At 60.3% G+C, this 19,222-nt stretch carries 22 protein-coding genes; 19 read left to right on the top strand and 3 right to left on the bottom strand.

Annotated elements, in window-relative coordinates:
- Nucleotides 1-71: 71 nt before the first annotated feature.
- Nucleotides 72-197, bottom strand: a complete 126-nt coding sequence (locus CKO42_RS27935; RefSeq protein ID WP_274608899.1) for a hypothetical protein — start codon at nucleotides 195-197, stop codon at nucleotides 72-74.
- Here CKO42_RS27935 and CKO42_RS08750 point away from each other — a divergent pair.
- The 11 genes from CKO42_RS08750 (at nucleotide 190) to CKO42_RS08700 (ending at nucleotide 11,472) form a co-directional block, all read left to right on the top strand.
- Nucleotides 190-1,659, top strand: coding sequence for an ABC transporter substrate-binding protein (locus tag CKO42_RS08750; protein ID WP_200242253.1), 1,470 nt, complete (start codon nucleotides 190-192; stop codon nucleotides 1,657-1,659). The two genes, CKO42_RS27935 and CKO42_RS08750, sit on opposite strands and share 8 nt — an antisense overlap.
- Nucleotides 1,660-1,935: 276 nt before the next feature.
- Nucleotides 1,936-2,436 (top strand): C40 family peptidase, encoded by a 501-nt coding sequence (locus CKO42_RS08745; RefSeq protein ID WP_242479240.1) that lies wholly within the window; start codon nucleotides 1,936-1,938, stop codon nucleotides 2,434-2,436.
- 386 nt (nucleotides 2,437-2,822) lie between these two features.
- Complete coding sequence (locus CKO42_RS08740; RefSeq protein WP_200242247.1) at nucleotides 2,823-3,179, top strand: high-potential iron-sulfur protein; 357 nt, start codon at nucleotides 2,823-2,825, stop codon at nucleotides 3,177-3,179.
- A gap of 351 nt (nucleotides 3,180-3,530) precedes the next feature.
- Nucleotides 3,531-4,307: a hypothetical protein gene (locus CKO42_RS08735; RefSeq protein ID WP_200242245.1), complete on the top strand. Its 777-nt coding sequence runs from the start codon at nucleotides 3,531-3,533 to the stop codon at nucleotides 4,305-4,307.
- Nucleotides 4,308-4,352: 45 nt separating this feature from the next.
- A complete protein-coding gene (gene rlmE / locus CKO42_RS08730) occupies nucleotides 4,353-4,976 on the top strand; it encodes a 23S rRNA (uridine(2552)-2'-O)-methyltransferase RlmE (RefSeq protein ID WP_200242243.1) in 624 nt (207 codons plus the stop codon).
- Nucleotides 4,977-5,065: 89 nt separating this feature from the next.
- A complete protein-coding gene (ftsH, locus tag CKO42_RS08725) occupies nucleotides 5,066-6,988 on the top strand; it encodes an ATP-dependent zinc metalloprotease FtsH (protein ID WP_200242232.1) in 1,923 nt (640 codons plus the stop codon).
- An 88-nt stretch (nucleotides 6,989-7,076) separates the two neighbouring features.
- Nucleotides 7,077-7,874: a dihydropteroate synthase gene (gene folP, locus CKO42_RS08720; protein WP_242479239.1), complete on the top strand. Its 798-nt coding sequence runs from the start codon at nucleotides 7,077-7,079 to the stop codon at nucleotides 7,872-7,874.
- Nucleotides 7,875-7,988: 114 nt separating this feature from the next.
- Nucleotides 7,989-9,329, top strand: a complete 1,341-nt coding sequence (gene glmM / locus CKO42_RS08715; RefSeq protein WP_200242226.1) for a phosphoglucosamine mutase — start codon at nucleotides 7,989-7,991, stop codon at nucleotides 9,327-9,329.
- Between the two features lie 5 nt (nucleotides 9,330-9,334).
- Nucleotides 9,335-10,702 (top strand): sodium-dependent transporter, encoded by a 1,368-nt coding sequence (locus CKO42_RS08710; RefSeq protein ID WP_200242223.1) that lies wholly within the window; start codon nucleotides 9,335-9,337, stop codon nucleotides 10,700-10,702.
- 1 nt (nucleotide 10,703) lies between these two features.
- Complete coding sequence (locus CKO42_RS08705; RefSeq protein ID WP_200242221.1) at nucleotides 10,704-11,138, top strand: SRPBCC family protein; 435 nt, start codon at nucleotides 10,704-10,706, stop codon at nucleotides 11,136-11,138.
- On the top strand, nucleotides 11,128-11,472 hold the full coding sequence (locus CKO42_RS08700; RefSeq protein WP_200242217.1) for an RnfH family protein: 345 nt from the start codon (nucleotides 11,128-11,130) through the stop codon (nucleotides 11,470-11,472). Before CKO42_RS08705 ends, CKO42_RS08700 begins: the two co-directional genes overlap by 11 nt.
- A 203-nt stretch (nucleotides 11,473-11,675) precedes the next feature.
- On the opposite strand, the gene CKO42_RS08695 is transcribed toward CKO42_RS08700, so the two are convergent.
- On the bottom strand, nucleotides 11,676-12,071 hold the full coding sequence (locus CKO42_RS08695; protein ID WP_200242215.1) for an outer membrane protein assembly factor BamE: 396 nt from the start codon (nucleotides 12,069-12,071) through the stop codon (nucleotides 11,676-11,678).
- Nucleotides 12,072-12,294: 223 nt separating this feature from the next.
- Between CKO42_RS08695 and fur the strand changes: the two genes are divergently transcribed.
- From fur to CKO42_RS08655, 8 genes are all read left to right on the top strand, one after another.
- Complete coding sequence (fur, locus tag CKO42_RS08690) at nucleotides 12,295-12,741, top strand: ferric iron uptake transcriptional regulator (protein ID WP_200242508.1); 447 nt, start codon at nucleotides 12,295-12,297, stop codon at nucleotides 12,739-12,741.
- A 12-nt stretch (nucleotides 12,742-12,753) separates the two neighbouring features.
- Nucleotides 12,754-13,215, top strand: coding sequence for a L,D-transpeptidase family protein (locus tag CKO42_RS08685; protein ID WP_420844282.1), 462 nt, complete (start codon nucleotides 12,754-12,756; stop codon nucleotides 13,213-13,215).
- Nucleotides 13,216-13,233: 18 nt separating this feature from the next.
- Nucleotides 13,234-14,154 (top strand): nickel ABC transporter permease, encoded by a 921-nt coding sequence (nikB, locus tag CKO42_RS08680; protein ID WP_200242212.1) that lies wholly within the window; start codon nucleotides 13,234-13,236, stop codon nucleotides 14,152-14,154.
- 3 nt (nucleotides 14,155-14,157) lie between these two features.
- Nucleotides 14,158-14,955, top strand: coding sequence for an ABC transporter permease (locus CKO42_RS08675; RefSeq protein ID WP_200242208.1), 798 nt, complete (start codon nucleotides 14,158-14,160; stop codon nucleotides 14,953-14,955).
- A 369-nt stretch (nucleotides 14,956-15,324) separates the two neighbouring features.
- Complete coding sequence (nagZ, locus tag CKO42_RS08670; protein ID WP_200242205.1) at nucleotides 15,325-16,374, top strand: beta-N-acetylhexosaminidase; 1,050 nt, start codon at nucleotides 15,325-15,327, stop codon at nucleotides 16,372-16,374.
- 167 nt (nucleotides 16,375-16,541) lie between these two features.
- Nucleotides 16,542-17,102 (top strand): hypoxanthine-guanine phosphoribosyltransferase, encoded by a 561-nt coding sequence (locus CKO42_RS08665; protein ID WP_200242202.1) that lies wholly within the window; start codon nucleotides 16,542-16,544, stop codon nucleotides 17,100-17,102.
- Nucleotides 17,103-17,232: 130 nt separating this feature from the next.
- A complete protein-coding gene (locus tag CKO42_RS08660) occupies nucleotides 17,233-17,676 on the top strand; it encodes a hemerythrin domain-containing protein (RefSeq protein ID WP_200242198.1) in 444 nt (147 codons plus the stop codon).
- 213 nt (nucleotides 17,677-17,889) lie between these two features.
- Nucleotides 17,890-18,411, top strand: a complete 522-nt coding sequence (locus tag CKO42_RS08655) for an MTAP family purine nucleoside phosphorylase (protein WP_200242196.1) — start codon at nucleotides 17,890-17,892, stop codon at nucleotides 18,409-18,411.
- Here CKO42_RS08655 and CKO42_RS08650 read toward each other — a convergent pair.
- Nucleotides 18,377-19,128 (bottom strand): IS1 family transposase gene (locus tag CKO42_RS08650; RefSeq protein WP_420844281.1). Its coding sequence is split into 2 segments (ribosomal slippage): nucleotides 18,377-18,882 and nucleotides 18,882-19,128, totalling 753 coding nucleotides; the frame shifts between segments, so codons are not numbered across the junction. The genes CKO42_RS08655 and CKO42_RS08650 overlap by 35 nt on opposite strands.
- Nucleotides 19,129-19,222: the final 94 nt, after the last annotated feature.

Here is a 19,222-nt window from a genome sequence, read left to right as displayed (position 1 = left end):
TGCGATTCTCGGCGAGACATTTTTTATAAGGTTTTTATCTGCGTCCGCCTGCGCCTCTGCAGTTTGAAGGATCATGAGTGTCTTCGATTGCATGGGGCAGCCACCACTGCGCTGAGCTTGATTCCGTCGCCGTCGCCGTCGCCGTCGCCGTTTACGCCTGCGTTTTTGCGCCTGGTGGCGCTTTCGGTGATGTTCATCGCTGCGCTCATGGTTGCTGGTTGTGCTGAGCGCGACGATGCCGATGCCATCGTGCTTGCCGTCTCCCAGGCCCCGGCGAATCTTGACCCGCGTCTGGCAACCGATGCCACCTCTGAGCGGGTCAATCGGCTGTTGTACGCGCGTCTGGTCGAGCTGGATGATGCCGGGCGGCCAACGCCTGGCATCGCGCGCTGGGAGCAGCTGGCGCAGCTACATTACCGCTTCGAGCTCCAGGCTGATCGCCTGCCTTTTAGCGATGGCCAACCGCTTCGCACTGCGGACGTCGCCGCGACCTACCGATCGATCCTGGACGAGGGGCTTGCGTCACCGCACCGGGCGCCGCTGGCGCTGATTGAGCGCATCGAGGTGCTCGATGAGCGTCGACTCGACTTCCACCTGTCTGAGCCCGATCCGTTGTTTCCGGCCTACCTCAGCCTTGGCATCCTGCCGGCTGAGCAGATTGCCGCTGGGCACGCCTTTCAGCGCCAACCGATTGGCAGCGGCGCACTGCGCTTCGCGGCTTGGCCGAGCGCTGATCGGCTCCTGCTCGAGCGTCGTCGCGACGGGCAGTTGTTGATCTTGACCCGCGTCAAAGATCCCAACGTGCGCGTGATGAAGCTGCTGCGCGGCGAGGTCGATCTGCTGCAGAACGATCTGCCGCCGGAGCTGATCGGCCTCTTGCGCGAACGCCCGGGCGTTCAGGTACTGACGTCGCCTGGGATCAACTTCTCTTATCTGGGCTTCAACCTGGCTGATCCGGTGACTGGTGACCCGCGGGTGCGGCGGGCGATCGCGCACGCTATCGATCGTGAGGCGATCCTGCGCTGGCTGTTTCGGGATCAAGGGCGAACCGCTGAGGCCCTACTGCCGCCGGAACACTGGGCTGGGGCGATTGGGCTGTCGGCCTATGCCCAGGATCAAGCGCTGGCAAGGCGGCTGTTAGGCGAGGCGGGTTATGCCGGTGGCGAGCGTCTGCGGCTCTCGTACAAGACATCGAGCGATCCGTTTCGCTTGCGACTAGCCAGCGTGCTGCAGGCACAGCTGGCCGAGGTCGGTATCGATCTCAAGATCGAGAGCTACGATTGGGGCACCTTCTTTGGTGACATCAAGGCCGGGCGCTTTCAGCTGTTTGGTCTCACCTGGGTTGGGATTCGATTGCCCGACATCTTTCGCTACGCATTTCATAGCGCCTCGACGCCGCCGAGTGGGGCCAACCGCGGCCGCTACCTCAGCTCGGAGGCGGATCGGCTGATCGACGCCGCCCGCCGCGAGCCTGATTTGGAGCGTCAGGCCAGCCTCTATCAGGCGCTTCAGTCTTTGCTGCATCAGGATCTGCCGTCTGTGCCGCTCTGGTACGAGGATCAGATTGCGGTGCTGCGCGAAGGGCTAACGGGCTATCGGTTGGCGCCGGACGGGAACTATGACGGGTTGGCCGAGATTGAGCGGACTAGCCCGCGCTAGCTCCTGTGCCGTAGCTGGCGTGCCGCACTAGCGCGTCTTGCGACGTCGGGCTTTCGCGCCTGTTGGCAGCAGCGATTGTGCATGGGTGCATCTCACAGTTCACAGCTGAGCCCTTGCTGGTTGGTCCGGCCCGTCTGTTCGGATAGGCGGGACGACGGCCTTGCTTGACAATAACTCGTGGGAGACTAAACTTCGTTTTTACATGGGGTTATAAAGTGTTTATCGGGTAAAATGTCAATAGCGATCGTGCCATCCTGTTCCGCCAGCCCAGCCCGTTTGCTGTACAGGCCGCTGCTTTTAGGGGCCTTTCTGGGATCAGCCCTGGTTCTGCTTGGCTGTGCTAGTACTCCGTCCTCTCCGAATCGCAGCGTCCAGGTTGCCGGCGAGACCTTCGATCTCAGCAGTCTCGAGCCGACACGAGCAGACGTCGTCAAGGCGGCGCTAGCGCAGATTGGCACCCCCTATGTCTATGGCGGGGCTACGCCGCATCGGGCGCTCGATTGCAGTGGTTTGACCTTGGTTGCCCATCAGGCGGCAGGCATGAGCATTCCGCGCGTCTCGACGCAGCAACAGGCTGCGGCAACCCCGCTGCGCGGCCATCCCAAGCCGGGTGATCTGGTCTTCTTCAAGACCGGCCCGAGCCAGTACCACGTCGGCATCATGGTCGACGAGCAGCGCTTTGTGCATGCATCAACCTCAAAGCGCCATGTCCGACTCGCCAATCTTGGCAGCAACTACTGGCGGGAGCGGTACCTCGGCGCAGGCAGCTACCTCTAGCGTTTAGGGGCATTGCCGCCGCGGACGATGGAGCACTGTTGTAGGGTAACGTTCAGGGCGCCTCGTCACTCCGAGGCATGAGGCGATTTGTGATCTACAAGCGATTGGTGATCTACAAGCGATTGGTGAACTTGGAGCGATTACGATTGCTTCAGGGCAAGGATTCAGCGCTAGCGGGCGATCGGATTGGCGCCGGCTAGGAACACGCTTGAGGGTTGGTTGTCTAGTAGACCGGACGAGGTGAGACCTGAGCCGTCGACGATTTAATTGGCCGTCGTTCTCGCCTTTTCCAGATCGTTCGTGCAAAATGGCCGGCGGTCCGGGCCTGCGTGGTGACACCGGGCCGTTCGAGCAATCTCAGTCCACGCTCTGTAGGAGACGTCAGAATGTCCGATAAGCCAATGAACAAGAGCCGTCGTGACGCCGTCAAGATGATGCTTGGTGGTCTCGCTTCGGTGCCGCTGGTCAACCTGGTCGGTATCGCGGCCGCTCAAGCCCAAGATCTGCCGCACGTTGATCCGGGAACCGATCCGACCGCACAGGCGCTGAAGTACTCGGAAGATGCTACTCAGGCTGACCGTGCCGCTGCGGCTCGTCCGGGCAAGCCACCGGAAGAGCAGTTCTGCAACAACTGCCAGTTCGTGCTGGCTGATTCCGGCGAGTGGCGCCCCTGCAGCCTGTTCCCGGGTAAGGCCGTGCATGAGACGGGCTGGTGTGCATCTTGGACCCTGAAGGCCGGTTAAGGCTTGATCGTCCTGCCGCGGCTTCCAAGCCCGGCGTGGGGCGCCTAGCGCCCCGCTTCCCTTAGCTAAGCACTGTCTTTAACTTACGCTAAGGGTATCTCCCAGACGTTCCCTGCCCAGCTAGTCTTCCTCAAGCGTCGACTTACAGCGTGCTTCGCGACCTCAGCTTCTGCCCTGGATGTCGGTTTCCGCAGTCAGCGCACCTCGCTTCCGATCGTTTCCCCCTAGCGTTTCTGATGTTGAGCTGTTAAGCCTGCAGTGACAACATCCGAGCTTCATTCCTGTGCGCAGCGCCGTCTTGTCTGCTCGCGCGCGGCTTCCTTCTGCTTTGTCTTCGCTTGGATCTGAGTCATGAGTCTCGCGCTGCTGCCAGTCACCCGCCAACTGCTGATTCGCATGCTGCTCTGGGCGCTGATTGGCGCCATCTATGCGCCGCTGTTTATTGTGCTCGAAGCGCTGCTCGAGCCCTATCTTGGGTCGCTGTCCTTTGTGGCAGCAGCCACTGGTGCTGGTGCCATTGGTGCCTCCTACTACAGTGCGCGGCAAGCGGCCTTGGCGGCGAGTCTGGTTGGCGTTGTGTCGACATTGTTCGTGTTGATCGTGTTTTATGAGCAGGCGGCGTTCTGGCACGCTGCGCTGCTCTGTGGGACGCTGGGCCTGGCAACGGGGCTGCTGATCGAGTTCCCAAGCCGTTGTACGGCGAACGTGCCCGCGAAGGCCCTGGTTGGTGCATTGAGCGGAACGCTGTCAGGTGCCATGCTCACGCTGGCGGCGGCGCTCGGTTTTGGTCTGTCCCCTGTGGTGGCGGTTGCCTTTCTGGTCTCGGTGAATGGCGTCATCTATGTCGCCTCGGTGCGCAGGGTCGCGACGACTGCTGGCGGCCTGCCGCGGCGCTGGTGTCCGGTAGCTGAGGGGCTCGTGATCGGGGTCGTCGCGATCATCGTTGGTGGTAGCTTTTGGGCCTTCGCGAGCATGCTGTCTGGCTATGACCGGCCAGGGTTCTTCCTTGATGTGGTCGAGGGCACCTCGGCGGCCTTGCCGCTTGCGGTGGCGGCAGGTATGGCTGCCGGTAGTGTGACCGGTGCAATGCTAGAGCTGTTTGATTTTGCCTGGGTTGATGATCTGTGATTGCACCTGAGCGAGCCTGGCCCTGTCTTGTTGCGGTGCGTCTTGATGGCAGCTCGTAAGGGCGATCGCCGCTGGATGCAGCGGCATCTCAATGATCCGTATGTGCAACGGGCGCAGCGTGAGGGTTATCGCTCGCGGGCGGCTTACAAACTGATCGAGCTGGATCAGCGTGACCGTTTCTTGCGTCCCGCTCAGTGCGTGGTTGACCTCGGTGCAGCGCCTGGCGGCTGGTCTCAGGTGCTAGCAAAGCGCATCGGGCCGAAAGGCACGGTGGTGGCGATCGATCTGCTCGAGATGGAGCCCATTGCTGGCGTTGAGATCATCCGGGGTGACTTTCGTGAAGCAGAGGATTTAGCGCGGCTGATCGAACGGATTGGCGACAGCGGTGTCGATCTTGTGCTTTCCGATATGGCCCCAAACGTTTCTGGCATGACGGCGGTCGATCAGCCGCGGATGATGTATCTGGTCGAATTGGCCTTAGATTTCGCGATGCAGCAGTCGAAACCGGGCAGTAGCCTGGTAGTCAAAGCCTTCCAGGGTGAAGGGTTCGATGTTGTACTGAAAGAACTCAGGCAGCGCTATCAGCAGGTCAAAATCCGAAAGCCGGACGCATCTCGGGCGGCAAGCCGAGAGGTCTACCTGGTGGCGAAAGGGCGCCAAGTCCGGTAACGTCCAACTAAACCCGTATCAACTTTCGCGATCCTTGGGCCGCTCCGCTCAAGTGTTGCAATGCTAAAGAGGCTGATGCCGTGAGCGACATGGCGAAAAATCTGATTCTCTGGGTGGTCATCGCGATCGTGCTGATGTCCGTGTTCAACAACTTCACGGCCACGCAGTCGAGCCCGCAGACACTGGCCTACTCCGATTTCATCGCACAGGTCCAGCAAGGGCAGGTGAAAGAGGTGACGGTGCAAGGGCGTACCATCGATGGCGTCAACCAGAACGGTCAGCGCTTTACGACCTTTAGCCCGGGTGATGACGGCCTGGTCGGCGATCTGCTCAACAATAATGTCGAGATCCGGGCCGCACCGCCTGAAAAGCCCTCCGTGCTGATGCAGATCCTGATCAACTGGTTCCCGCTGTTCATCCTGATCGGTCTGTGGATCTTCTTCATGCGGCAGATGCAGGGCGGCGGCGGTGGCCGTGGCGCCATGTCGTTCGGCAAGAGCAAAGCGCGGATGCTGAGCGAGGATCAGGTCAAGGTCACCTTCGCCGACATGGCCGGTGCTGAGGAAGCGAAGGACGAGGTGGTCGAGGTTGTCGATTTCCTCAGGGACCCGTCCAAGTTCCAGAAACTGGGCGGCAAGATTCCGAAGGGCGTGCTGATGGTCGGCCCTCCCGGCACTGGTAAGACGCTGCTCGCCCGCGCCATCGCCGGTGAGGCCAAGGTGCCGTTCTTTACCATCTCGGGCTCGGACTTCGTCGAGATGTTCGTCGGCGTTGGCGCCTCGCGTGTTCGCGATATGTTCGAGCAGGCAAAGAAGCACGCGCCTTGCATCATCTTCATTGATGAGATCGATGCGGTGGGTCGCCACCGTGGTGCAGGCCTTGGCGGTGGGCATGACGAGCGTGAGCAGACGCTCAACCAATTGTTGGTCGAGATGGATGGCTTCGAGGGTAACGAGGGTGTGATCGTGATCGCCGCGACCAACCGCCCCGACGTGCTCGATCCAGCCTTGCTGCGCCCAGGTCGCTTCGACCGCCAGGTGGTGGTGCCGCTGCCGGATGTGCGTGGCCGCGAGCAGGTGCTCAAGGTGCACATGCGCAAGATCCCGACTGCCGAGGATGTGACGCCGTCGTTGATCGCGCGCGGCACACCAGGTTTCTCCGGCGCGGACTTGGCGAATCTGGTCAACGAGGCCGCACTGTTTGCTGCGCGTGCTAACAAGCGTCTGGTCGACATGGAGGACCTCGAGAAGGCCAAAGACAAGATCATGATGGGTGCCGAGCGCCGGTCGATGGTGATGTCAGAGGACGAGAAGAAACTCACCGCCTACCATGAGTCCGGCCATGCCATCGTTGGTCGTCTGGTGCCGCAGCACGACCCGGTGCATAAGGTCAGCATCATCCCGCGCGGACGGGCCCTGGGCGTGACCCTGTTCCTGCCGGAGGATGACCGCTTCAGCTACAGCAAGCAGCGTCTCGAGAGTCAGATCTCCAGCCTATTTGGCGGTCGATTGGCGGAAGAGCTGATCTTCGGCCCGGAGATGGTCACTACGGGGGCCTCGAACGACATCCAGCGTGCGACCGACATCGCGCACAACATGGTCACCAAGTGGGGGCTGTCGGATAAGCTCGGCCCATTGACCTATAGCGAGGATGAGCAAGAGGTCTTCCTCGGCCATTCGGTGACACAGCACAAGTCGGTGTCGGATGAGACCACGCATCTGATCGACAAGGAGGTGCGCAGCTTCATCGATCGTAACTATCAGCGGGCGAAGACCATCCTCGTCGAGCACATGGAGCAACTCCATGCAATGGCCGCGGCCTTGATGAAGTACGAGACCATTGATGCTCAGCAAATCAATGACATCATGGAAGGTCGGGAGCCTCGGCCACCTAAGGACTGGAGTAATGACGAGACCAAGCGCCCGGGTGGCGGTGCGGATGCGCCGGTCACGCCATCGGCGGATGGGCGACCCGCGTCGGGCCCGATTGGTGGTCCTGCCGGCGAGCATTGATGGGTTGGGTCCGGCTAAACCTTAGTCCTTGGCGATGACGATACTGCAGTGCGGGGCGCGGTCGATTGATTTGACCGAGCCCCGCGTGATGGGCATCTTAAACGTCACCCCTGACTCCTTCTCGGACGGGGGTGATTTCGTTTCCGTTACCCGCGCGCTCGAGCGCGCCGAGCAGATGGTTGCCGAGGGTGCGGCGATCATTGACGTCGGCGGCGAGTCGACGCGGCCAGGCGCTGAGCCGGTGTCCGAAGCGCTTGAGATTGAGCGCGTTGTGCCGGTGATCGAGGCGTTAGCGTCGCGGCTCGAGGTGCCGATCTCGATTGATACCTGGAAGCCTGGAGTGATGCGCGCCGCGGCTCGTGTTGGCGCCGGGTTGATCAACGATGTGTTTGCCCTAAGGGCGCCGCAGGCGCTTGCAGCAGCGGCTGAGACCGGCTTGCCCGTCTGTTTGATGCACATGCAGGGAGAGCCGCGTACGATGCAGCAGCAGCCGCAATACGCGGAGGTAGTTGCTGATGTGATCGCGTTTCTGCAGTCGCGCGTCGATGCCTGCGAGCAGGTTGGTATCCCGCGCCATCGGTTGCTGGTCGATCCCGGTTTTGGCTTTGGTAAGACGCTCGCGCATAATCTCACCCTGTTGGCGCGGCTGGAACAGTTCGCTGGGCTCGGGCTGCCGCTACTGGTTGGTCTATCGCGCAAGTCGATGCTCGGTGCGCTGACCGGGAGGAAGGTCGACGCGCGGCTCTCGGCCGGGGTTGCTGCGACCACGCTGGCGCTTGCACGAGGCGTCGCCATCATCCGAACCCATGATGTTGCGGCTGCCTACGATGCGATCCGCGTCTACACTGCTGTTGCAGCCGTTGAGCATTGCGAGATGTCAGGCTAGGCATCGGCCGCTGCCAGTCTCTTGGTACCGGGCGACCGTTTAGTCAGAAGATTGCCGTGAAACAAGCGCTTGATCGTCCGGGGTGGCGGCGCGCGAAGAACGTTAGGTGAACAGTTGAAGCGCAAGTATTTCGGTACCGATGGGATTCGGGGGCGCGTCGGTGATCCGAGCGTCAGCCCTGACTTCGTGGTCAAGCTCGGCTGGGCGGCTGGTCGCGTGCTTGGTCAAGGCGACGGCAGTACGGTGCTGATCGGCAAGGACACGCGTATTTCTGGCTATATGTTCGAGTCGGCCCTCGAGGCTGGCTTGGTGGCTGCTGGCGTCGATATCCGTCTGCTGGGGCCAATGCCAACCCCGGGTGTGGCTTATTTGACGCGCACCTTCCGCGCCGCCGCCGGCATCGTCATCACCGCGTCGCACAACCCGTACGACGACAACGGCATCAAGTTCTTCTCGAGCGACGGTGACAAGCTGCCTGATGAGGTCGAATGCGCGATCGAAGCGGCCATTGATCAGCCCCTGCGCACGGTCGCCTCGGCCGATCTCGGCAAGGTGCGACGGGTTGATGATGCGGCTGGGCGTTATATCGAGTTCTGCAAGAGCAGTGTCCCAGCGTCGACCTCGTTGAAGGGGCTGAAACTGGTCGTGGATTGTGCCAACGGCGCCACCTACAACGTCGCGCCCTTCGTCTTCGAAGAACTCGGTGCCGAGGTGGTGACGATCGGCACGCGACCGGATGGGTTCAACATCAATCGCGAGGTCGGCTCAACCAAACCCGGGGCCTTGACGGAGGCAGTGGTCGCTGAGGGCGCTGCGCTTGGTATCGCCTTCGACGGCGATGGCGATCGGCTGATGATGGTCGATGCCGCTGGCCAGGTGGTCGACGGTGACGCCTTGATCTACCTGATCGCCAATTCGCGCCATGCTGCGAATGAGCTGCGTGGTGCTGTGGTGGGCACCTTGATGAGCAACCTTGGGCTCGAGCTGGCGTTGCGCCGGCTGGGCATCGATTTCACCCGCACCCAGGTCGGCGATCGCTACATCATGGAGCGACTCAAGCTCGATGGCGGCATGCTGGGTGGCGAGCCTTCAGGACACATCATCTGTCGGGATCGGACCACCACTGGCGACGGCATCATCGCGGCGCTGCAGGTTCTGCAGGCATTGATCGATGCCGATACCAGCTTGGCCGATGCCGTGCGACCGGTCGAGCGCTATCCTCAAGTCCTGATCAATGTCCGTTTGGAGCAGCGCACCGACGTGATGTCACGCCCGCGCATCCAAGATGCAGTGCGAGCGGCGGAGGCTAGCCTTGGTGACCAGGGACGCATCCTGCTGCGCCACTCCGGTACCGAGCCTCTGGTGCGCGTGATGGTAGAAGGTTTCGATGCTGTCAGCGTGCAGACGCTTGCTGAGGAGCTTGCAGGATTGGTGCGCGAGGAGTTGGGGGCCTAAGGTCGATGCAGACGACCTCGATGCATGGCATGTGGTCATCGCGCCTCGCGTTCATCTTCGCGGCGACCGGCTCCGCTGTGGGGCTGGGTAATATCTGGCGCTTTCCCTACACCGCAGGCGAATACGGCGGCGGTGCCTTTGTCATCGTCTACCTGCTCTGTGTCGCTGCCATCGGCGTGCCGATCATGATCGCCGAGATCATGCTGGGGCGACGCGGGCGGCAGAGTCCGATCAACAGCATGCGTGCGCTGGCTGAGCAAGCGGGCGCGAGCCGGGCCTGGCAGCTTCTTGGCTGGATGGGTATCCTGTCTGGCTTTCTGATCCTCTCGTTCTACAGCGTGATTGCTGGCTGGACCCTGGCCTATGTGTTTCGGGCTGGGGCCGGGCTATTCGAGGGTATCGACGGCGCGGCCTCGGAGGCGATCTTTAGTGCGCTGGTCGCCGACCCTGAGCGGCTCTTGGCCTGGCATACCGTCTTTATGGTGCTGGTGGTGATGGTCGTCGCGCGTGGCGTCGCCAGCGGTCTGGAAATGGCCGTGCGCGTGCTGATGCCGACCCTGTTCCTGTTGCTGGTCGTTATGGTGCTCTACGCCTCACAGGCTGGAGACTTCGCCGCTGGCCTCTCGTACCTATTCACCCCTGATTTTGGCGAACTCAGGGCCAACGCCGGCGACGCCATCTTGAGCGCGATGGGGCAAGCCTTCTTCAGCCTGAGTCTTGGCATGGGCGCGATCATGATCTACGGCTCTTACCTCAGCAGCCATGCCTCGATTGGCGGTAACGTGGCCATTATCGCCGGCATGGATACCCTCGTGGCCCTGCTTGCTGGGCTGGCGATCTTTCCGATCGTCTTTGCGCAAGGACTCGAGCCGAGCTCTGGGCCGGGCCTGATCTTCCAGACCCTGCCGGTCGCCTTCGGCCAGATGCCGTTTGGGGCCTTCTTCGGCGTGCTGTTTTTCCTGTTACTCGCGTTTGCGGCCTGGACCTCGGCGATCTCCTTGCTCGAGCCGATGGTTGCTTATCTGGTCGAAAACAAAGGCTTTAGTCGGGTGCGCGCCGCTCTGCTGGCTGGGGTTGCGGTCTGGTTGCTGGGTATCACCTGTCTACTCTCGTTGAACGCATGGGCGGGCTTTACCGTCTTTGGTAAAGGTATCCTCGACCTCTTCGATTACCTCACCGCGAACGTGCTGTTGCCGCTCGGTGGAATCTTTATCGCCATCTTCGCGGGCTGGGTGCTCGATGAGACGGTCTCACGGGATGAGCTCAGCGCGACTAATGGCGCTGTGCTTTACCGCATCTGGCGCGGGCTGATTCGCTGGCTCGCGCCCGTCTGCGTCGTCCTGGTCTTCTTGAACGCAGTTGGATTGATTTGACGTGCCGCTGGTAAAGAAAAGTGCGTTGGTGCGTCATTCGGCGCAACAGATGTTTGATTTGGTGGCGGATGTCGAGGGCTATCCGCGCTTTCTGCCGTGGTGTCACTCAGCGGCCTTGCTGTCGCGCGACGAGCATGAGCTCTGTGGGCGCATCGAGGTCGCCAGGCTTGGCGTGCGGCAGGTGTTCTCCACCTGCAACAAGCTCGAGCCGCCTGAGCGCATGTACCTTCGGCTGAAGGATGGACCATTCCGTAAACTGAGTGGCGTTTGGACCTTTACGCGTCTGCGTGAGGATGCCTGTAAGGTTGAGCTGCAGCTGGATTTCGAGTTTTCCGGCCGCCTGATCGACAAGGCCTTCGGCAGTGTGTTCGGTCAGATCGCGAATTCGATGGTCGATGCCTTTTGTAAACGAGCAGATGAGGTCTATGGTGACTGAGCAGAGCGTTAACGTCGAAGTGGTTTATGCCCGCGAACGCGCGCAGGCGCTGATACCAGTCAAGGGGCAGGCCGGTATAACCCTAGCGGAGGCCATTGAACGCTCTGGCATCCTAGCGCGCTTTCCCGAGATCGACCTGGATGTCAACAAGGTTGGCATCTTCGGCAAGGTCGCCAAGCTTGATCAGGTGCTTGCGAGCGGTGATCGGGTGGAGATCTATCCGCCGCTGATCGCTGATCCAAAGCAAGCGCGCAAGCAGCGCGCGACTGGCGCTAAAGCCGACGACGGCAAAGGCGTAGCAGAGGAAGCTAAGGTCTCTGCGGCGAGCGCCTAACGATCATGGCGCGGCGCCACCCCGGACAATGAATCGCGTGAGATTGACGTTAAGGTTCAGGCTAAGCGACCGCGCCGCCTCTGGGCCTGGCGCGACGTTTGGCGGAGGGAGGGACAGAAGTCGGGAGAGTTGATCGCTACTCAAGCTGGTCGGTTACGACATTGGGTGCTGAGCATTTCAACGGCGTCTGACGCGTTTTGAGCTTATTCGGCGGTCTCGACGCCGACGGCGTTCAGCGTTCGGGAAATAATGCCGCGGTCATCGCGCCAATCCGGAACCTCGACCACGACCGTCTCCTGTTCGAGTGCGGCGAGTGCCGCGGCCGGATCTGGTTGTGCAAAGCCCTCGATGCTCACAAGCTGGTCCTCTTCGAACCAGAGCGTGAGCCGCTTGCTTTCCATCGGCTGATGTCCGCGTCGGATGGTGTAGATGTAATCCCAGCGGTTGGTGTGAAACATGTCGGTTAGCAGTGGTGTCCCGAGCAGGTAGCGCACCTGTTCCCGATTCATACCAAGCTGGACCTGATTCACCATCGGTTCAGTAATGATATTGCCTTGCTGCACCGTCATCTTGTAGACGAATGGCAGGTTCGACAGCATGGAGCCGCTCGGTCGATCGTCTTGTCGCTTGCCGCGAGCACAGCCGCTTGTCGCGAGGGTCGCCGCGAGGATCAGGATCGAGCTAAGAATGACAAGCCTTCGCATCAATCTGGTATAAAGAATGTGGAGTGGGGCAAACGCAGATGGTACCGCACATGAGCGAACGACATCAGTTTCTCGAACAGCCGTTGAGCGCGAAGTAGGTCGTATGGATAACAAGCCAATGGAGAACCAGCGCCAGATCAAGCAGGCAGGCCTCAAGGTCACCGTGCCGCGGCTGAAGATCCTGCACATCCTCGAGACCAGCGAGCAGCGTCATCTGAGCGCTGAGGAGGTCTACAAGGAGCTTCTTGCAGCTGACGAGGAGATTGGGCTAGCGACAGTCTACCGGGTGTTGACCCAGTTCGAGGGCGCCGGTTTGGTCGTCCGCCATCATTTCGAAGGTGGCCAGTCGGTGTTCGAGCTGAATCGGGGGGGGCATCACGATCATCTGGTCTGCGTCAAATGCGGGGCCGTGGTCGAGTTCTTCGATGAAGTGATCGAAGACCGGCAGCGGGCGATCGCCGAGCAGAATGGGTTTAAGATCGTTGAGCATGCGCTGGTCATCTATGGCGATTGCCTGCAGGGCGAAGACTGCCCGCGGCGAGCGGCGCTCAAACGGGGCTCGTGACTGAAGATTCATATCAGCATTGCGCAGCAACAGTTGGTGCTCTATCGCGGTCATGAGGCGGTCGAGTCCGTCGCTGTCTCCACCGCGCTGCAGGGTCCTGGTGAGCTGAACGGGAGCGGCTGTACGCCGCGTGGCCGCCATCGGATTCGCCTCAAGATTGGTGTCGGCTGTCCGACGGGCGCGGTGTTTCGCGGGCGTCGTTGGACCGGTGAGGTCTACTCTGCAGCGCTGGGTGCCGCTGCGCCGGAGCGAGACTGGATTCTCAGTCGTATCCTCTGGCTCACCGGCTGTGAGCCTGGGCTAAATCGCGGTGGGATGGTTGACACGCTTAGTCGCTATATCTACATCCACGGCTGCCCCGATAGCGAGCCGATGGGCGTGCCGCGCTCGCACGGCTGTATTCGCATGCGCAATGCCGACGTGATCAGACTCTGCGACTGCGTGCCGGTGGGTTGCCCGGTATTGATCGACTGACCGCGCTGGGATGCTCTGATGCTGCGTCTTGTCGCTGTTCGCCTGAGTGCGATGCTGTTGGTGATGCTCGGCGCCTGCACCCTGGTCTTCCTGTTGATCCACCTGGTGCCCGGTGATCCGGTCGACGCCATGCTCGGCGAGACCGCTCGTGCCGCGGATCGAGCGGCACTGCGTGCCGCCATGGGGCTCGATGCGCCGCTCTGGCAGCAGTATCTTGACTACCTGGGTGGTCTGACGCAGCTCGACCTCGGCGACTCGCTGCGCGAGCAGCGCCCGGTGGCGAGCATCCTCGCCGAGCGCTTGCCGCCGACCTTACTGCTTGCGGCTGCCTCATTGATGCTGGCGCTGACGATTGCGATCCCGCTCGGTGTGCTTGCAGCGCGGCATCAGCATCGGCTGCTCGACCGATTGGCGATGGGCTTTTCGCTGCTTGGCGTGGCGGTGCCGAACTTCTGGCTCGGGCCGCTGCTGATCCTGGTCTTTTCGCTCTGGCTCGGCTGGACCCCGGTCAGCGGCATGCAGCAGCCCACGAGCCTGATCCTGCCAGCCATCACGCTTGGCACCTCGCTGGCCGCCGTCTTGGCGCGGATGGTGCGCAATAGCGTGCTCGAGGTCTTGGGCGATGATTATATTCGCACCGCGCGCGCCAAGGGCTTGTCCGAGGGCGCCGTGGTGCGCCGTCACGCCTTGCGTAACGCCTGGCTGCCGGTGCTGACCCTGGTTGGACTGCAGCTCGGCGCGCTCCTCTCGGGTGCGGTGATTACCGAAACCGTGTTCGCCTGGCCGGGCGTCGGGAGCCTGATGGTCGAGGCCATCCAGGCGCGCGACTTCCCGGTGGTCCAAGGTACGGTGTTGCTGATCGCCGCGCTCTATGTGCTAGTGAATACGGCGACGGATCTCGCCTACGCCGCAATCGATCCGCGGGTGAGTCTCCGCTGAGCGATGCGTCTGATCCTACCGATCGGTATCCTCGTGGTCTGGGCCGTCGCGGCGCTGCTTGGCCCTTCGCTGCCGTTGGCACCGAATCAGATCGATCTGCCGCAGATCCTCGAAGGCCCGACGTTGCTGCAGCCGTTGGGAACCGATGATCTCGGGCGCCCGGTGCTCGATCGTCTGATCGTCGGCTCGCGGACCTCGTTCCTGGTCGCGACTGGTGTCGTAGCGTTGTCGCTGGTGCTTGGGGTGGCTGTCGGCGGCATCGCCGGCTATGCGGGCGGTTGGCTGGATATGGTGACGGTTCGGCTGATCGATGTCTTCCTCGCCTTTCCCGGTATCCTGCTGGCGATTGCGCTCGCGGCGGTGCTGGGGCCAGGGCTTGGCAACCTGATCATCGCCTTGTCAGCCGTCGGCTGGGTCGGTTTCGCGCGTCTGACGCGGGCGCAGATCCTGTCGTTACGTGGCCGCGATCATGTGCTCGCGGCGCGCGCGCTGGCCGTGCCGCCGCACCGTATCCTCATCCGCCATCTGCTGCCGCTAGCGGCCGCACCCTTGGTCGTCGAGGCGACCTTCGGTATCGCCTCGGTGGTGGTCGCCGAGGCTGGGCTATCGTTCCTCGGCCTCGGTATCCAGCCGCCGGCGGCGTCCTGGGGTAGCATGATCCGCGATGGCGTCGCCTACATGCTGGTCTCTCCGCACCTGGTTCTCGCGCCGGGCCTCGCCTTGCTGCTGGTCGTGCTTGCGGTCAACCTCGCCGGTGATGGCCTTCGTGATTGGCTCGATGTGCGTGCTTCGCGGAGCTGAGGAAGTGGTGAGTGGCGAGTGGTGAGTAGTGAGTGGTGAGTGGTGAGGGATGTTTTGTTGCTAGGGCAACAAAGAGTGAGTGCTAGCGGTATGATTCGCTGATGAATTCCCAACAGCGTTGTTGAACCGCGGATGTCATAGGTGAGCGCAGAGGTTTGGTGATGCGTCGAGCAATCCCCGCCTTGGCTGGTCGGTACACTTGCTGGTATCGCCTAGGCTCTGTTTTGGCAAGGTTTTTTGGCGAGCCTTTTTCAGCAAGCCTTTTTCGGTAAGGCTGTGTTTCGACAGGATTTAATCGGTGTCTGTCAACGTCATCTTCAGTTTGTGGGTTAATGATGAAACGCCAGTGCGGAGATGCGGAGTCGGTTCATGCTGAGTGAAGACCTACGGCAGCGGCCTGGCCCGCGGCCCCTCGGGCCGGTGATGCTCGATCTCGAAGGCACTGAGCTGAGTGCCGAGGAGCGTGAGTTGCTGCGCCATCCGGCGGTTGGTGGTGTGATCCTGTTTAGGCGCAATTTTGTCAGCCCCGAACAGCTTGCAGTGCTGACCAAGGCCATCCTCGAGGCCGACGAGCGACGTCTGCTGATCGCAGTTGATCAAGAGGGCGGGCGGGTTCAACGATTCTGTGATGGACTCACCCGCTTACCAGCGGCGTCGCGGTTCGGCGACCTTTATGAGCGTGATGCGCGTTCCGCACTCGAGGCGGTCCGTGCGGTTGGCTGGCTGATGGCGGTCGAGCTGCGTCAGTTGGGTGTCGATTTTAGCTTCGCCCCGGTGCTCGACGTCGAGCAAGGTGTCAGCCGGGTGATTGGCGACCGCGCCTTTGCCACGACGCCGGAGGCGGTCGCGATGCTGGCATCGGCTTGGCTGGATGGCGTCCACAGTGCGGGCATGGCTGGCTGTGGCAAGCATTACCCTGGTCACGGCGGCGTCGTCGCGGATTCGCACCTCGAACTGCCCGAGGATCATCGGCCGCTCAGTGCGCTTGAACAGGCTGATCTGTTACCGTTTCGTCGGCTGATTGCACAAGGGCTCGAGGCGGTGATGCCGGCGCATGTGCGTTATGCCGCCATCGACCCAGAGCCGGCAGGCTTTTCGGCGTTCTGGCTCCGTGAGCTGCTTCGTATCCGTCTGCGCTTCGATGGCGCGATTATCAGCGATGATCTCAACATGGCTGGGGCAGGTGTTGCCGGGAGCCCCGCGGCGCGGGCGCTCGCGGCACTGCAGGCCGGCTGTGATCTGGCCTTGATCTGTAACAATCGTGAGGGCGCGATCGCCGTGGTCGAGGCTCTGGCGGACTGCTGGATGCCGGAGTCAGCGGCGCGTTTGCAGCGCTTGCGAGCCCGATCCGGTTTCGATCTGCACAACGCAGAACGCCGGCAGGCTGCGTTAACGGCCATCGACCAATTGCCGGTCTGAGTCATGCGCCCAAACGCTGTGCAACTGCGATTTCTAGGATCATCGGGAACTCGCAATAGCAATCGACAGCCACTGAGCTGGTGCCGATGCGACACCGATCATCCCGCCGCAGAATCATCGGGCGGGCCTCGATGAGACAATTACCCCTCCCGTACAGGAGATAAGCGATGAACAAGATGACGGCTGAGCAATATCAGGCGATCGCCGGCCGCGCTGAGTGTTTGGTATCACCAACGGATGTTGATGCGGCGCTGCAGCGGATGTGCGATGCCATTGACTCCAGGCTCGGTGACAAAGATCCTGTGGTGCTCGCGGTGATGACCGGTGGCATCGTCGCAACCGGCTTGCTGCTGCCGCGGCTCGATTTTGCGCTGCGGCTCGACTATGTGCATGCAACGCGTTATCGCGGCGGTACTCGGGGCGGCGAGATCGAGTGGCGCCATCGACCTGTGGATGCGGTGCGCGGCGAGCATGTCCTGGTGATCGACGACATCTTTGATGAAGGACTGACGATGGAAACGATCGTCAAGGCCTGCCATGAAGATGGCGCGGCGTCTGTGATCAGTGCGGTGCTGGTCGAGAAGGAGCGGGTGCGGGACTGTGACTATCGGCCTGACATTGTCGGTCTGCAGGTGCCGGATCGGTACGTGATGGGCTTTGGACTCGACTACAAGAGCTATTTTCGTAATGCGGATCGCATCCTGGCGGCCGACCCTACGGACATCTGAGTACGGCCGTGGGTGCTGTCGAACTACTTTAGTGAAGTCTATAAAAAGCTAATATAATTAAGGGCTTTTTGACAATTGTCCGTCGATGCGCTAAACCCATCCTGAAGCGTTCAATAACAGGAGGATGGTGATGCAAACACTCGACGGCTACCGAAGCAGTCATTCTGAGCTGCGCCAGATGATCGATGATCTCAGGCAGCTCACAGCGCCCGAGCAGCTTAAGATCAGGCCCAACGCCAAGACCGCTTATCAGCTGCTCTGCGATCTTGCAAAGAAGGTCAAACTTCACCTCGCTGAGGAAGACAAGCAGCTCTATCCCAACCTGCTGATCCACGAAGATCCTAAGGTCAAGTCGATCGCTTGGGGATTTATCAGCGGTGAGAAGCCACTGCGTCGTTCCTTCGACGAATATTACAAGCGTTGGCTGAAGAACTGCGACTTCAACTTTAGCGACGAGTTCTTGCAAGAGACGCACGAGATCTTCGATATGCTCGCTTACCGAATCGACCGGGAGGAGCAGGTGCTATTTCCGAAATTACTTGAGATCGGGATCTTTGCTGAGCGGCGGGTCTGATCTGCCTATCTGATCTGCCTAAGGGAAGGAGAAGCCGAGACAGGTCTGTGTGAAACGCTTCGGCAATCGCCAAGACCTGTTTCCATCTGCCGGTTTGGTCTGTTGGGGCGACTCTGAAGATCGCCGCTTTAGTCGCCGCAGCCTGTGGCGCAAGTGTTCAAGCATTGCCCTGGTCCAGTACAATGTCCCTCCTATGTTCTAGGAGTGGCATTCATGTCTGTGTTGGCGATTATTGGTGGTTCTGGCTTCAGCGCCTTTCCGGGCCTTGAGGTGCGCGATCGCCAGCCGATCAAAACCCCTTATGGGACGACCTCGGCACCGCTGGTCCACGGGCGCATTGGCGGGCAGCCTGTTTGCTTCCTGGCGCGCCATGGTTCGGAGCATCGGCTGCCACCTCATCGCATCAATTATCGGGCGAACATCCAGGCGCTTGCCGATGCCGGCTGTTCGTCGGTGGTGGCGTTGGGCGCTGTCGGCGGTATCCATCCGGCCTGCTCTCCTGGGACGCTTTGCGTGCCAGACCAGCTTGTCGATTACACCTATGGCCGGGCGCACAGCTTCTTCGACGATGAAGCCGATGGCGTTCGCCACGTCGATTTTACCGAGCCCTATAGCCAAGTACTGCGGCAGCGGCTTCTAGCCGCGGCTGCCGCCGCTGGGATTGCGCTGCGTGGTAGTGTTATAGATATGTACCTGCTGCCTACTGAATTATTAGCCCAAACTCGTAGCGATTGATGAATAGGCCGATGACAATGTCATGCATCTTTTCAAGTTTAGAGAAACAGATTGTCTTTCTTGCCAATCGTTTGATTCGTGTCCTAAGAGTTAAATGCTTTCGTTCGATTTTCTGTGTGTTGCGCTTGCCGACATGATGCTCGTGCTCATCAAGGTGTCGTTCGTAAGCACCCCAGTCGTCTGTGTAGTAGCGTCTAATTCCGAATGGCTTTAGAAGATCCTCGAGCTGCTGAAACACAACATCTTGGCGTTTTCCAAAGACATAGGCTAGCACTTCTCCTGTATTGTGATCAATCGCGTGCCAAAGCCACCTTTGGTTAGACTTGATGCGCACAAAACTCCACATTTCATCGAGTTCAGCTTCATCGCACCGCTTTACAACCACTTGTATTTCATGTGGATTTTTTATGTTTTTAAGATAATTTTGGTTAACTGATTGAAGCTGGGGTTCTTTTTTTTTAAATTTTCTATAACTGTGGAAGGGCTAATTTTCAAAACCCGAGCTGTATCGCGAATGCCGCTTCCATTGAGCGCCATGTCGGTAATTTTTCGTTTCGTTTCAGGCTTGCATCCTTGATATGTATAATTACTAATAAATGTTTTATGGGGGCAGTCATCATTATTACAGAAGTAACGCTTTTTCCCCTCCTTGCTTTCTCCATGTTTACTCACATCATCAGTATCGCAATGGGGGCAGCAAACAGGTTCAAGTACCATAACTAAAGATCCCGAAAGTTTACCGTTAACAGTAGAATAGTATATAATTTTCTTTGATCAAAAAATATCACCGGTACAGATCAAGAACACTACC

This window comes from Lamprobacter modestohalophilus (assembly GCF_016583905.1).
GTDB lineage: Bacteria > Pseudomonadota > Gammaproteobacteria > Chromatiales > Chromatiaceae > Lamprobacter > Lamprobacter modestohalophilus.
This window is presented reverse-complemented; position numbering and strand designations above follow the sequence as displayed.